General features: G+C 54.1%; 13 protein-coding genes and 1 rRNA gene. 5 read left to right on the plus strand and 9 right to left on the minus strand.

Going from position 1 to position 15,260, the window contains the following annotated elements:
• The 9 genes from AAFN83_RS09750 to dnaA form a co-directional block, all read right to left on the minus strand.
• Window positions 1-93: ribosomal RNA gene (locus tag AAFN83_RS09750) — 16S ribosomal RNA — on the minus strand; the annotation flags it as partial.
• A 324-nt stretch (window positions 94-417) separates the two neighbouring features.
• Window positions 418-1,488 (minus strand): HD-GYP domain-containing protein, encoded by a 1,071-nt coding sequence (locus AAFN83_RS09755; RefSeq protein WP_347768813.1) that lies wholly within the window; start codon window positions 1,486-1,488, stop codon window positions 418-420.
• 175 nt (window positions 1,489-1,663) lie between these two features.
• Window positions 1,664-4,135: a DNA gyrase subunit A gene (gene gyrA / locus AAFN83_RS09760; RefSeq protein WP_347768814.1), complete on the minus strand. Its 2,472-nt coding sequence runs from the start codon at window positions 4,133-4,135 to the stop codon at window positions 1,664-1,666.
• A gap of 195 nt (window positions 4,136-4,330) precedes the next feature.
• Window positions 4,331-6,247, minus strand: coding sequence for a DNA topoisomerase (ATP-hydrolyzing) subunit B (gyrB, locus tag AAFN83_RS09765; RefSeq protein WP_347768815.1), 1,917 nt, complete (start codon window positions 6,245-6,247; stop codon window positions 4,331-4,333).
• Window positions 6,248-6,323: 76 nt separating this feature from the next.
• A complete protein-coding gene (remB, locus tag AAFN83_RS09770) occupies window positions 6,324-6,575 on the minus strand; it encodes an extracellular matrix regulator RemB (RefSeq protein WP_347768816.1) in 252 nt (83 codons plus the stop codon).
• Between the two features lie 129 nt (window positions 6,576-6,704).
• Window positions 6,705-7,820: a DNA replication/repair protein RecF gene (gene recF, locus AAFN83_RS09775; RefSeq protein ID WP_347768817.1), complete on the minus strand. Its 1,116-nt coding sequence runs from the start codon at window positions 7,818-7,820 to the stop codon at window positions 6,705-6,707.
• Window positions 7,821-7,822: 2 nt separating this feature from the next.
• The gene (yaaA, locus tag AAFN83_RS09780) at window positions 7,823-8,041 is read right to left on the minus strand and encodes a S4 domain-containing protein YaaA (protein WP_347768818.1); all 219 of its coding nucleotides are present in this window, start codon (window positions 8,039-8,041) and stop codon (window positions 7,823-7,825) included.
• A 16-nt stretch (window positions 8,042-8,057) separates the two neighbouring features.
• The gene (gene dnaN / locus AAFN83_RS09785) at window positions 8,058-9,200 is read right to left on the minus strand and encodes a DNA polymerase III subunit beta (protein ID WP_347768819.1); all 1,143 of its coding nucleotides are present in this window, start codon (window positions 9,198-9,200) and stop codon (window positions 8,058-8,060) included.
• A gap of 223 nt (window positions 9,201-9,423) precedes the next feature.
• Entirely contained in the window at window positions 9,424-10,788 is a 1,365-nt protein-coding gene (gene dnaA / locus AAFN83_RS09790) for a chromosomal replication initiator protein DnaA (RefSeq protein ID WP_347768820.1), read from the minus strand.
• Between the two features lie 663 nt (window positions 10,789-11,451).
• On the opposite strand from dnaA, the gene rpmH reads away from it, so the two are divergent.
• The 5 genes from rpmH to mnmE all read left to right on the plus strand — a co-directional run bounded on the left by rpmH (window position 11,452) and on the right by mnmE (window position 15,253).
• The gene (gene rpmH / locus AAFN83_RS09795) at window positions 11,452-11,586 is read left to right on the plus strand and encodes a 50S ribosomal protein L34 (protein ID WP_347768821.1); all 135 of its coding nucleotides are present in this window, start codon (window positions 11,452-11,454) and stop codon (window positions 11,584-11,586) included.
• 164 nt (window positions 11,587-11,750) lie between these two features.
• Window positions 11,751-12,122, plus strand: a complete 372-nt coding sequence (gene rnpA, locus AAFN83_RS09800; RefSeq protein ID WP_347768822.1) for a ribonuclease P protein component — start codon at window positions 11,751-11,753, stop codon at window positions 12,120-12,122.
• Window positions 12,123-12,243: 121 nt separating this feature from the next.
• A complete protein-coding gene (locus tag AAFN83_RS09805) occupies window positions 12,244-13,080 on the plus strand; it encodes a YidC/Oxa1 family membrane protein insertase (protein WP_347768823.1) in 837 nt (278 codons plus the stop codon).
• A 19-nt stretch (window positions 13,081-13,099) separates the two neighbouring features.
• On the plus strand, window positions 13,100-13,723 hold the full coding sequence (gene jag / locus AAFN83_RS09810; RefSeq protein ID WP_347768824.1) for an RNA-binding cell elongation regulator Jag/EloR: 624 nt from the start codon (window positions 13,100-13,102) through the stop codon (window positions 13,721-13,723).
• Between the two features lie 153 nt (window positions 13,724-13,876).
• Entirely contained in the window at window positions 13,877-15,253 is a 1,377-nt protein-coding gene (gene mnmE / locus AAFN83_RS09815; RefSeq protein ID WP_347768825.1) for a tRNA uridine-5-carboxymethylaminomethyl(34) synthesis GTPase MnmE, read from the plus strand.
• Window positions 15,254-15,260 lie beyond the last annotated feature (7 nt).

The following is a 15,260-nucleotide window of genomic DNA, read 5'->3' on the forward strand; positions in this document are numbered from 1 at the left end:
CTCATCCGAAGAATCAGATAAACTCCGCTCGACTTGCATGTATTAGGCACGCCGCCAGCGTTCGTCCTGAGCCAGGATCAAACTCTCCATAAAAGTTTATAGATCGTTTCATTTAAGCTCATTACTTAACACTTGCGTGTTTGTTTGTGCGTCTTTCGAACCGAAGTTCGAATTCTGCGTCCTTACCACTCGTTGTTCAGTTTTCAAAGGACCATTTTCTTTCGTCGCTTTCTTGCGGCGACCTTTATAATATATCACAGGTCTAGGCGAGAAAGCAAGTCTTTTTTAAATCTTTTTTTTCGCTCTTCGTTTCCATCACTTCTCGTAGAAAAGCGCTTGTCCCGAAGGCAGATGCTAACTATAGCACGCGCCTCCGGGACATGTCAAAGTTAATATTTGGTTTTGTAAAGAAAGCAATTACCCCGCAACAACCTCTTTAATATAATACTGCCGCTCTTGAGCCAGATTGACGATTAAGTCGCCGATCTTCACCATGGGCCGGGTTGGATTGGCACGATCCGTAAAGATGATCTCTCCGATCCGTCCATCGCTGATCTTCACCAGCGTCCCGGTGCTGAACTGTGTCATCTTCTCAATAAAGGTGCGAACGAACGTCGGCTCCAGCTTGCCGAAGGATTCCTGGTGGAGGTCATCGAGTACCTGGTATGGCGAATCCGCACGCTTGTACGCCCGGTTGCTGGTCATCGCATGGAAGACATCCGTGATGGCCACGAGCTTCGCGTAAGGGTGGATCTTGTCCCCCTTCACGTGCATGGGGTATCCGCTGCCGTCCTCCCGTTCATGATGCTGCAGAGCCGTAAGCTTGACCCCTTCGTTAATGGCAGGGACATTCTTCAGGAGCATATAACCGTATGTAGGGTGCTTTTGGATCTCCTCGCGCTCGGCCGGAGTAAGCGACGCTTTCTTTTCCAAAATCAACGGGTCAATCCGAATGTTCCCGATGTCATGCAAAAGGCCTGCCAGCGCGACCGGAACCAAATCCTTCTCCGGAAACCCATGCCACTTGGCGAGCAAGTAAGAACTCAGGGCAACGTAAATGCTGTTATTGTACAAATAGTCCTCATCACGGACAGCTTCAGGGTCGCAGAGCAGCGGGTGGTATTCCTCCGCCGTATCCAACAAAGCGATGAGCTGGTTGCGAATATCGAGAATGGGGAGCGGCTGGGCAGCGGCCGGCAGCGGAAAGGCTTTGCGCAGCAAGCTTCTCATCTGCTTAAAGGCCAATTGGAAATCAGGCTTACCTTGAAGGAAAGGAACCACTTCATCTTCTTCTGCTGCTTGAGCAGCCTTCTCGGATTCATTTGGCTCATAAATGAGAACCGACGGAATCAGAAAGGCCTCCAGAATCTCTCTATCCGTCTCGGTGAGCGCCCTGCCCTTTTCGAACAACAGCGTTCCCCGGCGGGTAATCACATGTTCCGACAGCCTGTTTCCCGGCTTCAAGTGGGCAACGCCTACATTTTGCACGAAAACACCCCTTTTTTACTTCTCATAAAAATAAATGTATAGAACTAGATGTCAAGCAAGTCTTCCCCTCCACCGGACGGCACCTTCTAGCGAGGTCTGCCAGCATTCGGGTTTGAAGACACGCTCTCATTGTAAAACAAAAGGAAGGGGGAGAAAACCCCCTTCCCATCTAGCATCAGGACAATTCAGGTCCTGTTTCTTCTTCTTGTCCTTCGTCCGTGTCCTCGCTCTTTTCCACGCGCGAAACGGTTCCCACTTCGTCATCATCCTTGATGTTGATCAGGCGCACCCCTTGCGTGTTCCGCCCCATCAGGTTGATGCCGTCCATGCTCATCCGGATGATCGTGCCCTGGGTGGTAATGATCATGAGGTCCTCGTCATCCTTCACGACGTTCAGGCCCACCACCGGCCCGTTCTTGGCGGTGATGTTCAGCGTCTTGATCCCCTTACCGCCGCGAGATTGAACACGGTAATCGGTCATCGGCGTCCGTTTGCCGAAGCCGTTGGTCGTGACGATCAGCACGCTGTCATCGTCATTGACGACGTCCATCGAGATGACGGCATCGTCCTCGCCGATGCTGATGCCTTTCACGCCCGTTGCGGCCCGGCCCATTGACCGAACGTCCTGCTCAGGGAAGCGGATCGACATGCCCTGCTTCGTTCCCATGATGATTTCCTGCTTCCCGTCCGTCAGCTTAACGCCGACCAGGCGATCTTCCTCCCGCAGGTGAACGGCGATCAAGCCGCCCTTGCGGATATAACGGTAGTCGCTGAGCGGGGTCTTCTTGACGATCCCTTCCCGGGTCGCAAAGAACAGGTAGCTCTCCTGCTCATCGTCGGGGATCGGGATGACCGCCGATATCTTCTCGCCCTGCTCAATCTGCAGCAGGTTGATGATCGGCGTCCCTCGAGCAGTCCGGCTCATCACCGGAATTTCATACGCCTTCAACCGGTACGCCTTCCCCTTGTCCGTGAAGAACATGAGGTATTGGTGCGTGTTGGAGACGAAGAGATGCTCAACGAAGTCGTCTTCCTTCGTGTCCATGCCGATGACGCCGCGGCCGCCGCGCTTCTGAGCGCGATAGGTGTTCACCGGCAGGCGCTTCACGTACCCGGTATGACTCAGCGTAACGATGACATCTTCCTGCGGAATGAGGTCTTCGTCCAGGATAGAGTCGTCTCCGATAGTAATCTCGCTTCGACGCTCATCATTGTACTTGGCCCGAATTTCGCTGAGCTCTTCCAGGATGATGTCGATGACAAGGCCCTCGTCGCCGAGAATAGCCTTGAATTCCGCGATGCGCTCCATGAGCTCGGCATATTCAGCCTCCAGCTTGTCACGTTCCAAGCCGGTAAGGCGAGCAAGCCGCATGTCCAGAATGGCTTGGGCTTGATCATAGCTGAGCTGGAAGCGGGTCATCAAGCCTTCGCGGGCAATCTCCGTAGTCGGAGAGGTGCGAATCAGTTGAATGACCTCATCCAGATGGTCGAGCGCAATGCGCAGACCGAGCAGGATGTGAGCGCGGGCTTCCGCCTTCTTAAGCTCGAATGCGGTACGCCGGCGGATGACTTCCTTCTGGTGCTCCATGTAGTAGTGGAGCATTTCCTTGATATTCAATACCCGCGGCTGCTTGTTAACGAGCGCCAGCAGGATAATCCCGAAGTTCGACTGCATCGCCGTATGCTTGTACAGGTTGTTCAAGACGACGCTCGGGTTCACGTCACGACGAAGCTCGATGACGATCCGCATCCCATTGCGGTCGGATTCATCGCGAAGATCGGTGATGCCGTCAATTCGCTTGTCGCGAACCAATTCCGCGATATTGGAGATGAGGCGAGCCTTGATCACCTGATAAGGCAGCTCGTTCACGATAATTCGAGCCTTGCCGTTATGCTCTTCGATCTCGGCGCGAGCCCTCATGGTTACGGAGCCGCGACCGGTCGTATAGGCTTGCTTAATCCCTTCCCGCCCAAGAATAAAGCCCGCGGTTGGGAAGTCCGGCCCTTTGATGTACTGCATTAACTCCAGGGGAGTAATGTCTGGATTCTCGACCAGCGCCTTCAACCCGTCGATGACTTCGCCCAGGTTATGCGGTGGAATGTTCGTGGCCATGCCGACCGCGATCCCCGAAGAACCATTGACAAGCAGATTGGGAAAGCGGGAGGGAAGAACATCCGGCTCCACCTCTTCGCCGTCATAGTTGGGGTTGAAATCGACGGTCTCCTTATTCAGGTCCCGCAGAAGCTCCATCGCGATCTTGGATAGACGGGCTTCCGTGTACCGCATGGCCGCCGCGGAGTCACCGTCGATCGAGCCGAAGTTGCCGTGCCCGTCAACAAGCGGGTAGCGAAGAGCAAAATCCTGCGCCAGGCGAACCATCGTCTCGTACACGGCAGAATCGCCGTGAGGATGGTATTTCCCGATGACGTCGCCAACGATTCTCGCGCTTTTTTTGTGCGGCTTATCCGGGGACATCCCCTGCTCAGACATGGCGTACAGGATGCGCCGATGCACCGGCTTCAGTCCGTCTCGGACATCGGGAAGGGCGCGCTGTACGATGATGCTCATCGCGTATTCCATGAAGGACTCGCGCATTTCCGAGCCGATGTCCCTTTCCGTAATTTGCGGATGCAAGTCTTCCGCCATGTTGGTATACCCTCCTCAGGTAAAAAGAAACGAAGCCAACTCTCCCGTCTCCGGAACAGCGAGGCGCAGCGTTTCTATGGATTTGAAAACGTAATGAACCAATGAAAACCAGCTTCCGCTTGCAGAATAACGCACGGGGGGTCCCGGTATCGGGACCCTGCCGCATATGCTCTACACCATAGCTGTAAGGGAATATTAAAAGTCGAGATTCTTCACAGTCTTGGCATGCTCCTGAATAAAGTCGCGACGAGGCTCAACATCGTCCCCCATCAGCGTATCAAACAGGCGGTCTGCTTCGATGGCATCCCGGATGCTAACCTGCATCATGGAGCGGGTACCCGGATCCATCGTCGTGTCCCACAACTGGTCGGGGTTCATTTCCCCAAGTCCTTTATAGCGCTGAACGGCAACCTTGGACTCCGCCCCGAATTCCGCCATAATCTTATCCCGCTGCGCGTCGTTGTAAGCGTAGCGGATGACCTTGTTGCGCTCCAGCTTGTAGAGAGGCGGTTGCGCAATGTAGATATAGCCGGCTTCGATCAGCTTGCGCATATACCGGTAGAAGAACGTCAGCATCAGCGTCCGAATGTGCGCTCCGTCGACGTCGGCGTCGGTCATGATGATGACTTTGTGGTAGCGGGCCTTCGTGATATCGAAGTCTTCTCCGATCCCCGTGCCGATCGCGGTGATCATGGCGCGAATTTCGGCATTGGAGAGGATGCGGTCAAGACGAGCCTTCTCCACGTTAAGGATTTTACCGCGAAGCGGAAGGATCGCCTGGAAGTGACGATCACGTCCCTGCTTGGCAGAGCCGCCCGCCGAGTCACCTTCGACGATAAACATCTCGCTGATTTCCGCGTCGCGTGACGAGCAGTCTGCCAGCTTCCCGGGAAGGGAGCTGACCTCCAGCGCGCTCTTGCGGCGCGTAAGCTCGCGAGCCTTGCGGGCCGCTTCCCGGGCGCGGGAAGCCTGAATGCCCTTCTCGACAATGCGCCGGGCAATCGCAGGATGCTCGACCAGGAAGGTATCGAGCTTCTCGGCGAACATCGATTCCACGATGCCGCGCACTTCGCTGTTCCCGAGCTTCGTCTTCGTCTGTCCTTCAAACTGCGGCTCGGGGACTTTGACCGAGATGATCGCGGTCATGCCCTCACGAACGTCTTCGCCGCTCAGGTTGCCGTCGCTGTCCTTCAGAACGCCGATGCGGCGAGCGTAATCATTCAGAATCCGCGTGAGCGCGCCCTTGAAGCCGGACTCATGCGTACCGCCTTCATGGGTGTGAATGTTATTGCAGAACGAGTAGATGTTCTCGTTGTAGCTGTTGTTGTATTGCAGCGAGATTTCGACCTGAATCCCATCCTTGCCCCCGCTTACATAGATGGCGGGGTGCAGCGGCTCGCGATTCTGGTTGAGGCTCTCGACGAAGGATACGATGCCGCCTTCGTACATGTACGAGTGGCTGACATCCGTCCGCTCGTCCATCAAGTTGATCTCGATGCCTTTGTTCAGGTAGGCCAGTTCCCGAAGACGGGACTGCAGCACCTCGTATTCATACTCGGTCGTCTCCTGGAAAACCTCTGCGTCCGGCTTGAAGGTAATGCTCGTACCGGTTTCTTCGGATTCTCCAATGACCTTCACATCGTAGAGCGGAATGCCGCGTTCGTATTCCTGCTGATAAAGTTTGCCGCCTTGGCGGACTTGCGCCGTCAAATGCTCAGATAGCGCGTTGACGACGGAAATCCCGACGCCGTGGAGACCGCCGGACACTTTGTAGCCGGAGTCCTCGCCACCGAATTTGCCGCCTGCGTGCAAGACCGTCAGCACGACCTCCAACGCGGATTTTTGCATCTTTTCCTGCACGCCGACCGGGATCCCCCGGCCATTGTCCGTTACGGTGATGCTGTTGTCCTTGTGGATGGTGACATCGATCTTGTCGCATACGCCGGCCAGCGCTTCGTCGATACTGTTGTCGACAATTTCCCAGACCAGGTGGTGCAACCCTCTGGAGCTGGTGGAGCCGATATACATGCCGGGGCGCTTGCGAACCGCCTCAAGCCCTTCCAGCACCTGAATCTTACTTGCGTCATAAGACGAATTGGATGGAGCGCTCATTGCACGTTCACCTTCTTTTTCTATCGAGTGATGGCTTTTCTCTTCCGGGTTAAGGTTCAGCAGTCGGGCCTTCGCTTCATCCGTTCACGGAGAGGCTGACGGCCCTTTTCTTGAGGGTAGCCGATGAGATCGGGGAATAATACACTTTATCTACGGTCACGACGAGGGACTTGCATTCTTCCTCGCCGATGATCTCGATTTTCTTGTCTTTGGCTGCTTCGAGTACAAACTGCTTTGAGATTTTTGAATTCTTCTCAATGGACAGGTCAAAGATAGCGATGAGCTCCGACGAACGGATGATGCGTTCACCGCCTAAATGGATATACACGCGAGCATCCTCCTTTGCCTACTCCCAGAATAAAAAAGCAACGCCTAAAGACAGCCGGACACGCTCCGAAGCGTCTTCTCAAACCGGGGTCTGCGCTTGCGTGGGAGCCCCGTTGAAAACACGCTGCTTCTAGCGGTCCATCTCGAAGCCGCCATTCTTTACACGATAAACAGCGGCATCGCGCAAACGCGACGTATCGAGGCTCTCGGTGCCCGTCGTCGTGATGAACGTCTGCACCTTGTCCTGAAACGTCTCGATCAATTGCGTCTGCCGATTCCGGTCAAGCTCGGACAGAACGTCATCGAGAAGCAGGATCGGATATTCGCCCGCCTCTTCCCGAATGAGCTCGAGCTCGGCCAGCTTCAGGGACAAGGCTGTCGTTCGCTGCTGCCCCTGGGAGCCGAAGATGTGCGCCTCTTTGCCGTTTATAGAAAAGACCATGTCGTCCCGATGCGGTCCGATCAAGGTCGTTCCCCTGCGCAAATCCTGATTTCTCACCTTGTTTAACTGTACCATAAAGTTGTCAAATAGAATAGTTTCTTCTTGTTCCGCCCCGGCAAAAGAAGGCTTGTACTGGATATGCAGAGCCTCTTGTCCCGCCGTAATTCCCGCGTGAATCCGCTCTGCCCATCCTTGCAGCTTCTCTATAAAGCTTTGACGTTTTTTCATGATTTTAGTACCGTGCCGGGCAAGCTGCTCATCCCAGATGGAGAGGAGGGTTTCGTCCACGCCCTTGCCGAAATCCGCCTGCTTCAGAAAGTTGTTCCGCTGGGTGAGCACCTTTTGGTATTGCATCGATTCGTAGAGGTAAGAGGGGAACACCTGACCGATCTCCATATCGAGAAAACGCCGCCGGATTCCCGGGGCGCCCTTGACGATTTCGAGATCCTCCGGCGCAAACATGACGACGTTGAAGGAGCCGATGAATTCACTTAATCGCCTCTGCTCAAGGCCGTTCACCCGGGCCTTCTTGCCCTGCTTGGACAAGGAGAGGGAGAGGTTGACGGCGCCGTACTTCTTGTCCACCTCTCCCTGAATCATCGCTTCGTCCTGATTCCAGCCAATCAACTCCCGGTCCTGATGGGTTCGATGGGATTTGGTGAGGGCGAGCACGTAGATCGCCTCGAGCAGATTCGTTTTCCCCTGGGCGTTCTGGCCGACGAACAGGTTGACGCCTGAATTTACCTCGAGCGTGAGCTGCTCGTAGTTCCGGTAATGGGAAAGCGCAAGCTTTTTGAGGAACATGGTCAGCCTTTCCTCTCGATCGTAAACTCCCCGAAGCCGGCTACGCGAATCACGTCTCCCGCTACCAGCTTCCGTCCCCGCCGATTCTCCGCTTCGCCATTTACGCGAATCTCCGTTTCTTCCAGGAAGGCTTTGGCATGCCCTCCCGAGGAGATGCAATCGGTCAGCTTCAACATCTGGCCGAGCTGAATGTAATCCGTGTGGATCTCTACGGTTTTCATAACCACCCTCGCTTCGTTAATTCGTCGTTCGATACGGCAGGATCAGCTGCAGCACCTTCGTTTCGCCGAGCGGCTCGATAATGATCGGGCTCATGGCGCCAGTAAAGCCAAGGCGAATTGCCTCGCTGTCGATGACGCGGAGCGCGTCGAGCATGTACTTGGAGTTGAACGAAATCTTGAGCAGCTGGCCGGTCATGCTTTCGACCGGAATCATCTCGGTGACCTTGCCAATTTCGCTGGAGCTGGAGGAGATCTCCAAGGTTTGGTCCTCGTTCATGACCAGCTTAACGATATTGGTCTTCTCTTCACGGGAAAGCAAATACGCGCGGTCGATCGCTTCCGTCAGCAGCTTGCCGCTAACCACGATCTCCGTTTGGAATTGGTTCGGAATCAGCTTCGAAGTGTCTGGATAAGTTCCTTCCAGCAGGCGGCTGTAGAACAGCAGATTGTCCATACGGAACAAGACTTGGTTATCGGACACGACGATGTCCGTCAGCGAATGATCGTCCGGAATCACCTTGGATAATTCATTAAGCGTCTTCCCGGAAATGACCACGCCGCGGAAGTATTGCTCGGTGGAGGCGTCGAGCGGCGTCTCCCGCTGGGCGAGCCGGTGACGGTCGCAGGAGATAAACTTCAGTCCTTGCTCATCCAAGCTCCACAGTACACCGGTGAGGATGGGCGTCGCTTCGCTTGTGGAGACCGCATAGGACGTTTGCCGAATCATCGTTTTGAGCAGGTCTCCGGGAACCGAGACGATCTTTCGCTCTTCAATAACCGGAAGCTGTGGGTATTCTTCCGGATCGAGTCCGACGAGCTGTACTTCCGAGCCGCCGGAACGGATTGTCGCTTGAAAGGGAGGGCGAATCTCGATTTCGATTTCGTTCGAAGGGAGCTTTTTGATGATTTCGCCGAAAAATTTCGCCGGAAGCACGACGCTGCCCTCTTGTTCGACACGGATGATCGTGTGCCCGTCTTTTTCCACAGGGATAAAGGATTGAATGGTGATGTCGGCATCGCTTGCCGTCAGCCGAACTCCTTCTTCCGTGGTATCGAATTTAATCCCGCTCAGGATCGGGATCGGGGTACGGCTCGTAATCGCTTTGGATACATGACCGATGGATTCGTTCAAGTGTTCTTTCGATATGGACAATTTCACGGGGAAGACCTCCGGTTCTGAATTCGCAGCCTGGAGCATAGGCTGTTAAAGAGTGCGTGTTCCATCACGCTTTTATTACTAAATAGTCTTTAAAAGAAAGATAGAATTCGTAGTAGGGGCCCTGAATATGTGGATATGTGAGCAAAAGCCATGCGACGACTGGATATCCACATGTGAATAGAATGTGCATAGGCGGATTGTGTATCCACAAAAAAGGACAAGCTTACAGCCCGGACTGTTTGATCTTCTCGGTAATGTTCTGAAGCACGCGAGCAAGCTCCTGATCCTCTTGAAGGCTCACGGAAATCTTCTCGTGGGCATGAATGACCGTGGTGTGGTCGCGTCCGCCGAAGGCTTCTCCAATCTTGGGAAGCGAGTAATCGGTCAGCTCGCGGGAAAGGTACATCGCGACTTGGCGAGGGAAGGCAACGGCCTTCGTCCGTTTACGCGCCTTAAAGTCCTCCATGCGGAGGCCGTAAAATTCGCCGACCTTCTGCTGAATGTCCTGAATGGTGATCACGCGCGGCCGGCTGGATGGAATGATGTCCTTCAGCGCATCGGCGGCAAGAGCCACCGTGACGTCTTCGTTCATCATCGACGAATAAGCAACGACGCGAATGAGCGCGCCCTCCAGCTCGCGAATGTTGGTATCGATCTGATTGGCGATATAGACCATCGCCTCATTGGGAATGTCGAGGTTCTCGGAGCGCGCCTTCTTGCGGAGAATCGCGATCCGCGTCTCCAGATCAGGCGGCTGGATATCGGTGATGAGGCCCCATTCGAAGCGCGAACGAAGCCGCTCTTCCAACGTGGGAATCTCCTTGGGCGGTCGGTCGCTGGAGATGATAATCTGCTTGCGTTCCTCCTGCAGGGCATTGAAGGTGTGGAAGAACTCCTCCTGCGTCTGCTCCTTACCAGCCAAGAACTGAATGTCGTCAATGAGCAGGACATCGATGCTCCGGTACTTGTTGCGGAAGCTCTCGCCGCGGTTGTCACGGATGGCATTGATAAACTCGTTCGTAAACTTTTCGCTGGAAATATAGAGCACCTTCGCGGCCGGATTGTGCTGCAGCACGTAATGGCCGATCGCGTGCATCAAGTGGGTTTTGCCGAGTCCTACTCCACCATATAGAAACAGCGGGTTGTAGGAGTTAGCCGGATCCTCCGCAACCGCAAGCGAAGCGGCATGCGCGAACCGGTTGCCCGACCCGATGACGAAGGTATCGAACAAATACCGGGGATTGAGCATGCTGGCAAAGCCCTCCTCGCTCTGAGCGGGAGGTTTTGCCGCAGGCGGCGCCGGGATTGCGGCCTGCGCGGCGGCAAGCGTCTGTGCTTCTTCTTCCAGCACAAACTGCACCTCAACCTGCATACCCAGCGCTTCGTACACGGTCTTGCTGATCAATTGCGTATATCGGGATTCCAGCCACTCCCGAGCAAAGTTATTGGGGGCGGCAATGACGAGCAGCCGGTCCGTGAAGACGCTCGCCTTCGTCGACTTGAGCCACGTGTCGAAGCTGGGCTTGCTCACACGATTCTGGATGGCGGAGAGCACCTGCTGCCACAGGTCGTTGACATGACGATCCACTACGAAATTCACTCCTTTAAACAATCGAAGGCCGCAACCAGCTGATGGGCATGGAGAAAAAAAGCGCTCCTGGTGACCGGAGAGCGTGCATTCGACACAAACTCCGACAGGAACGACGCAAACGGCTCTTGTCCGACAGAAGAACGGGACATGAGCCGTTAAACTAAGATGAAGGTTATTCACATCATAACCAGGTTGTGAGTAAAGATAAGAACGTCAAAACATAATTGTTAACAGACTTATCCACAAGCTGTGAATAATTATTGAGGATTTCGCGTGCTATCCACAAGCCAAAGTAATAATAATATAGCAAACAAAGCCTTCTGTTTCAACGAATTTTATCTTTTATCCACAAATCCTATAGGTTGTGGGCGAATGTTGTGCACAGTACTACATATTGTGAATAATTTGTTCGTAAATCGACATTCTGTGCAAAACTCAGCAAAAAGTTGTGCACAAGCCCGTTCGAAAAGATGGGGAAAGCGATGAATGAAGGTTGGGGATAACTTGAAAGGGCGAAAAGGGAGCTTCCTTGGATGTGGATGAATGGTTCCGAATTTGTCCTGCTGGGAGGGCCCTTTCTTCTGTTGACTTTGGGCACGGGAAATGGTTTAATGGGAAAAGGTATTTTTCAGGATGGAATCCTCAGGAGGTGCAAAATAGATGAAACCGACTTTCCAACCGAATACGCGGAAGCGCAGTAAGGTACATGGCTTCCGTAAACGGATGAGCACGAAGAACGGTCGCAAGGTTCTGGCGGCTCGCCGGCTGAAAGGCAGAAAGCAACTGTCCGCATAACCGGAAGACCACGAGCGTGGTCTTTTTTCTTTTTCCGGGGTCTGTGCGATTATATTTTCGAAGGAAGACGTCAAAGCTGTAAGAGCGAGTTTTCATTATAGAGGGAAAAAAGCATTAACTTGTGAAAGCACGCTATTGCGAGTAACGGCGGGAAGGAGTTCCTCGTGCAAAAAGAGCATCGCCTTGCCAGACGGGAAGACTTCAACCGGGTTTACCGGAGGGGGAAGTCAGCCGCCAATCTGCAATTTGTTGTATACTATTTGCCGCAAAAGGAAGCGGGACCATTTCGTCTCGGCGTGTCCGTCAGCAAGAAGCTGGGGAATGCCGTGGTTCGGAACAGCATCCGCCGAAGGATGAAGGAGATCATTCGGCTGGCTCAGGATGAGCTGCAGCCGGGACTCGATCTCGTCATCATCGCACGCAAGCCGGTAGCCGAAATGGAGTATGAAGAGATGCGCAAAAGCCTCAACCACGTCATGAAACGAGCAGGCGTTCTGAAGGAGAAAAAACGGAACCCGAAAGACGCTCGTCCGTAGACGTATAGGAAGGAGGTTTTTCGCTCGATTTGTGCTGGAGCGAGCTTGTTTATTTGTTTCTATAGATATGTTATATTTGGGTTTGAATATGCAACAGATCATGGCTTCGGGAGGAACTCTTTTGGTACGACGTTTGTATAAGCTGTGGCCGCTGGCCTTGCTCTTGCTTTTGGCCGGTTGTTCGACAACGACTAAGGATGGCGGTATTCGCTTGATCGATCCCAAGAACGGGATTTGGGACCGTTTTTTTGTAGGCCCGCTGTCGGAATTTCTTAAATTTATTGCCGATATCACCGGAGGCGCTTACGGGATCTCGATCCTGATCGTCACCATTATCGTTCGTTTCCTCGTTCTTCCCTTGACGCTCAAGCAGCAGAAGAGCAGCAAGGCGATGCAAGCCCTCCAACCGGAGTTGGCCAAGATCAAGGAAAAATATAAGGACGAGCCGCAAAAGCAGCAAGAAGAAACGATGAAGCTGTTCACCTCGAACAACGTCAATCCCATGGCGGGCTGCTTCCCGATCTTCATCCAGATGCCGGTTTTGATTGCCCTTTACCATGCGATCTTCCGTACGCCGGAAATCCGTGCGCACGAATTCCTTTGGCTGCAGTTGGGTACGCCGGACCCCTGGGTTCTGCCGATCATCGCCGCGCTGACCACGTTCCTCCAGCAAAAGCTGATGCCGAAGCAACAGATGCAGCAAATGGGTGCCATGCAGACCATCATGCTCATCTTCCCGGTCATGATCTTCTTCATGTCCAGAAGCTTCCCGGCCGCACTCCCGCTTTACTGGATTTACTCGAATATCTTCACGATCATTCAAAACTTCTTCATTTACCGGGATAAAGGGACTACGCCTATCGTAGTCACCGCAACGGAAACCACGTCTCCTGCAAAGAAGAAGAGCGGTTCAAACAACAGCAAGAATGGCAAATCCGCGAAGAAACCATCTAAATAATAGGGGTGGTCCCGATATTATGAAGAAGGCCGTATTTACGGGGAGAACGATTGAGGAAGCCGTCAAGAACGGACTCCAGGAGTGGAACCTGCCAGCTGAACGGGCAAAGGTAACCGTACTTGAGCAGCCAAGCAAGGGGCTGTTCGGCCTGATCGGCGTGAAGGAAGCAAAGGTGGAGCTGGAGAAAATTCCAGACCCCATTGAGGAAGCCGAGCTTTTCCTCGCTGAGGTGTTCCGCACAATGGAGCTGGACGTCTCCATTGAACGAACCGAAGGCGAGGAAGGCACGCTTCTCAACCTGTCCGGACCGGAGCTTGGCATTCTCATCGGTCGCAGAGGGCAGACGCTGGACGCCCTCCAATACCTGACGAACATCGTGGGGAACCGGTACTCGAATGCCCATCTTCGCATCGTGCTGGATGCCGAGAATTTCCGCGAGCGGCGAAGAAAAACGCTTGAGGATCTCGCGCGGCGGCTGGCACAGCGGGTCATCAAGACCCGCAAGGAGGTCGTGCTGGAGCCGATGCCTCCGCAGGAGCGGAAGATCATCCACGCCTACCTGCAAAGCTACTCCGGGGTAAAGACGTTCAGCAAAGGCGACGAGCCGAATCGTCGGATTATCATCGCTCTGCGTACCCCGTAATCGGTTGCAATCATGATCGGGACATCCCGGTGAATCATCTGTAAAGAGACGAGGCGCAATGACTTGGAAGCTTTTCAACCAGTCATTGCTCCTTTTTTTAGGTAAATGGACAACCAACCAACAGCAGAACAACAGAATGGCGGTGGATTTATCATGATGGAGGATACGATAGCCGCGATCTCTACTCCGCTTGGAGAGGGAGGGATCGCGGTTATCCGCGTAAGCGGCCCTGATGCGGTGGAGCATGCCGGGAAGCTGTTCCGGCCGGCGGGGAAGCTGGAGAAGGCGGATAGCCATACCGTCCATTACGGACGGATAGCCGATCCGGCGACCGGTGAGACGGTGGAGGAAGTGCTGGTCACGGTGATGCTTGCTCCGCGTTCTTTTACGATGGAGAATGTAGTGGAGATCGGCTGCCACGGCGGTCTCGTCTCGGTCAAGCGGGTGCTGGACCTGCTGCTTGCCGGGGGAGTTCGTCTCGCCGAACCGGGAGAATTCACAAAACGAGCCTTCTTGAACGGACGGATCGACCTTACCCAGGCGGAGGCGGTCATCGATGTCATTCGAGCCAAATCGGATAAAGCTCACAAGGTCGCGCTCAAACAGGTCGAAGGTTCCTTATCCCGCAAGGTGAAGCAGCTTCGTCAGCAGCTCGTCGAGGCGATGGCTCATCTGGAGGTAAACATCGACTACCCGGAGCATGATGTGGAAGAATTGACCACTGCGTTCATACAGGAGAAAGGGACGGATGGCATTCAGCAAGTCGAGGCGCTGTTGAAGTCCGCTCAGGAAGGCAAGTTGATTCGAGAAGGCATTACGACGGCGATCGTCGGGCGGCCGAATGTGGGCAAATCCTCTCTCCTGAACGCCCTTGCGCAGGAGAATCGGGCGATCGTAACGGAGATCCCGGGGACAACTAGAGATGTCATTGAGGAATATGTTACGATGAACGGGATTCCGCTCAAGCTGCTCGATACGGCGGGCATTCGGGAAACCGATGATGTCGTGGAGCGCATCGGGGTGGAGCGCTCTCGCGGCGCGTTGGAAGAAGCGGATTTGATCTTGTTTGTGATCAATGCGAGCGAGGCTCTGCATGAAGATGAGGTTCGTCTCTTGGAGGAGCTTCATTCGCGGGCAACACTCGTCGTCTTGAACAAGACGGACCTTCCGGAGCAGGTGGACCGCGAGCAGATTGCTCGGTGGTACCCAACCGAACGGGTCATCCGCATGTCCGTGCAGCAGGAAGAGGGGCTCGATCGGCTGGGACAAGCGATCGCAGACCTGTTCTTCCAAGGAGATGTGGAAGGAACGGACTTTACCTATGTAAGCAATGTACGGCACATTCAGCTTCTTCGCCAAGCGAAGGATGCTCTGCAGGATGCAGTGGGAGCCGCTGATCTGCAGGTGCCGATCGATATGATTCAGATTGATTTCCGCCGGGCATGGGAATACCTTGGCGAGGTCGTCGGCGATCAGATGGCCGATTCGCTCGTCGATCAGATTTTCTCTCAATTTTGTCTCGGCAAGTAAAAAGGGG

Origin of the sequence: Gorillibacterium sp. CAU 1737, assembly GCF_039888655.1 — a bacterium.
Taxonomy (GTDB): Bacteria; Bacillota; Bacilli; order Paenibacillales; family NBRC-103111; genus Gorillibacterium.

Coding starts and splice junctions, on each gene's coding strand:
- mnmE (WP_347768825.1), top strand. CDS start 13,877: ATGATGGAGGATACGATAGCCGCGATCTCTACTCCGCTTGGAGAGGGA.
- gyrA (WP_347768814.1), bottom strand. CDS start 4,135: ATGGCGGAAGACTTGCATCCGCAAATTACGGAAAGGGACATCGGCTCG.
- yaaA (WP_347768818.1), bottom strand. CDS start 8,041: ATGAAAACCGTAGAGATCCACACGGATTACATTCAGCTCGGCCAGATG.
- gyrB (WP_347768815.1), bottom strand. CDS start 6,247: ATGAGCGCTCCATCCAATTCGTCTTATGACGCAAGTAAGATTCAGGTG.
- jag (WP_347768824.1), top strand. CDS start 13,100: ATGAAGAAGGCCGTATTTACGGGGAGAACGATTGAGGAAGCCGTCAAG.
- recF (WP_347768817.1), bottom strand. CDS start 7,820: ATGTTCCTCAAAAAGCTTGCGCTTTCCCATTACCGGAACTACGAGCAG.
- rpmH (WP_347768821.1), top strand. CDS start 11,452: ATGAAACCGACTTTCCAACCGAATACGCGGAAGCGCAGTAAGGTACAT.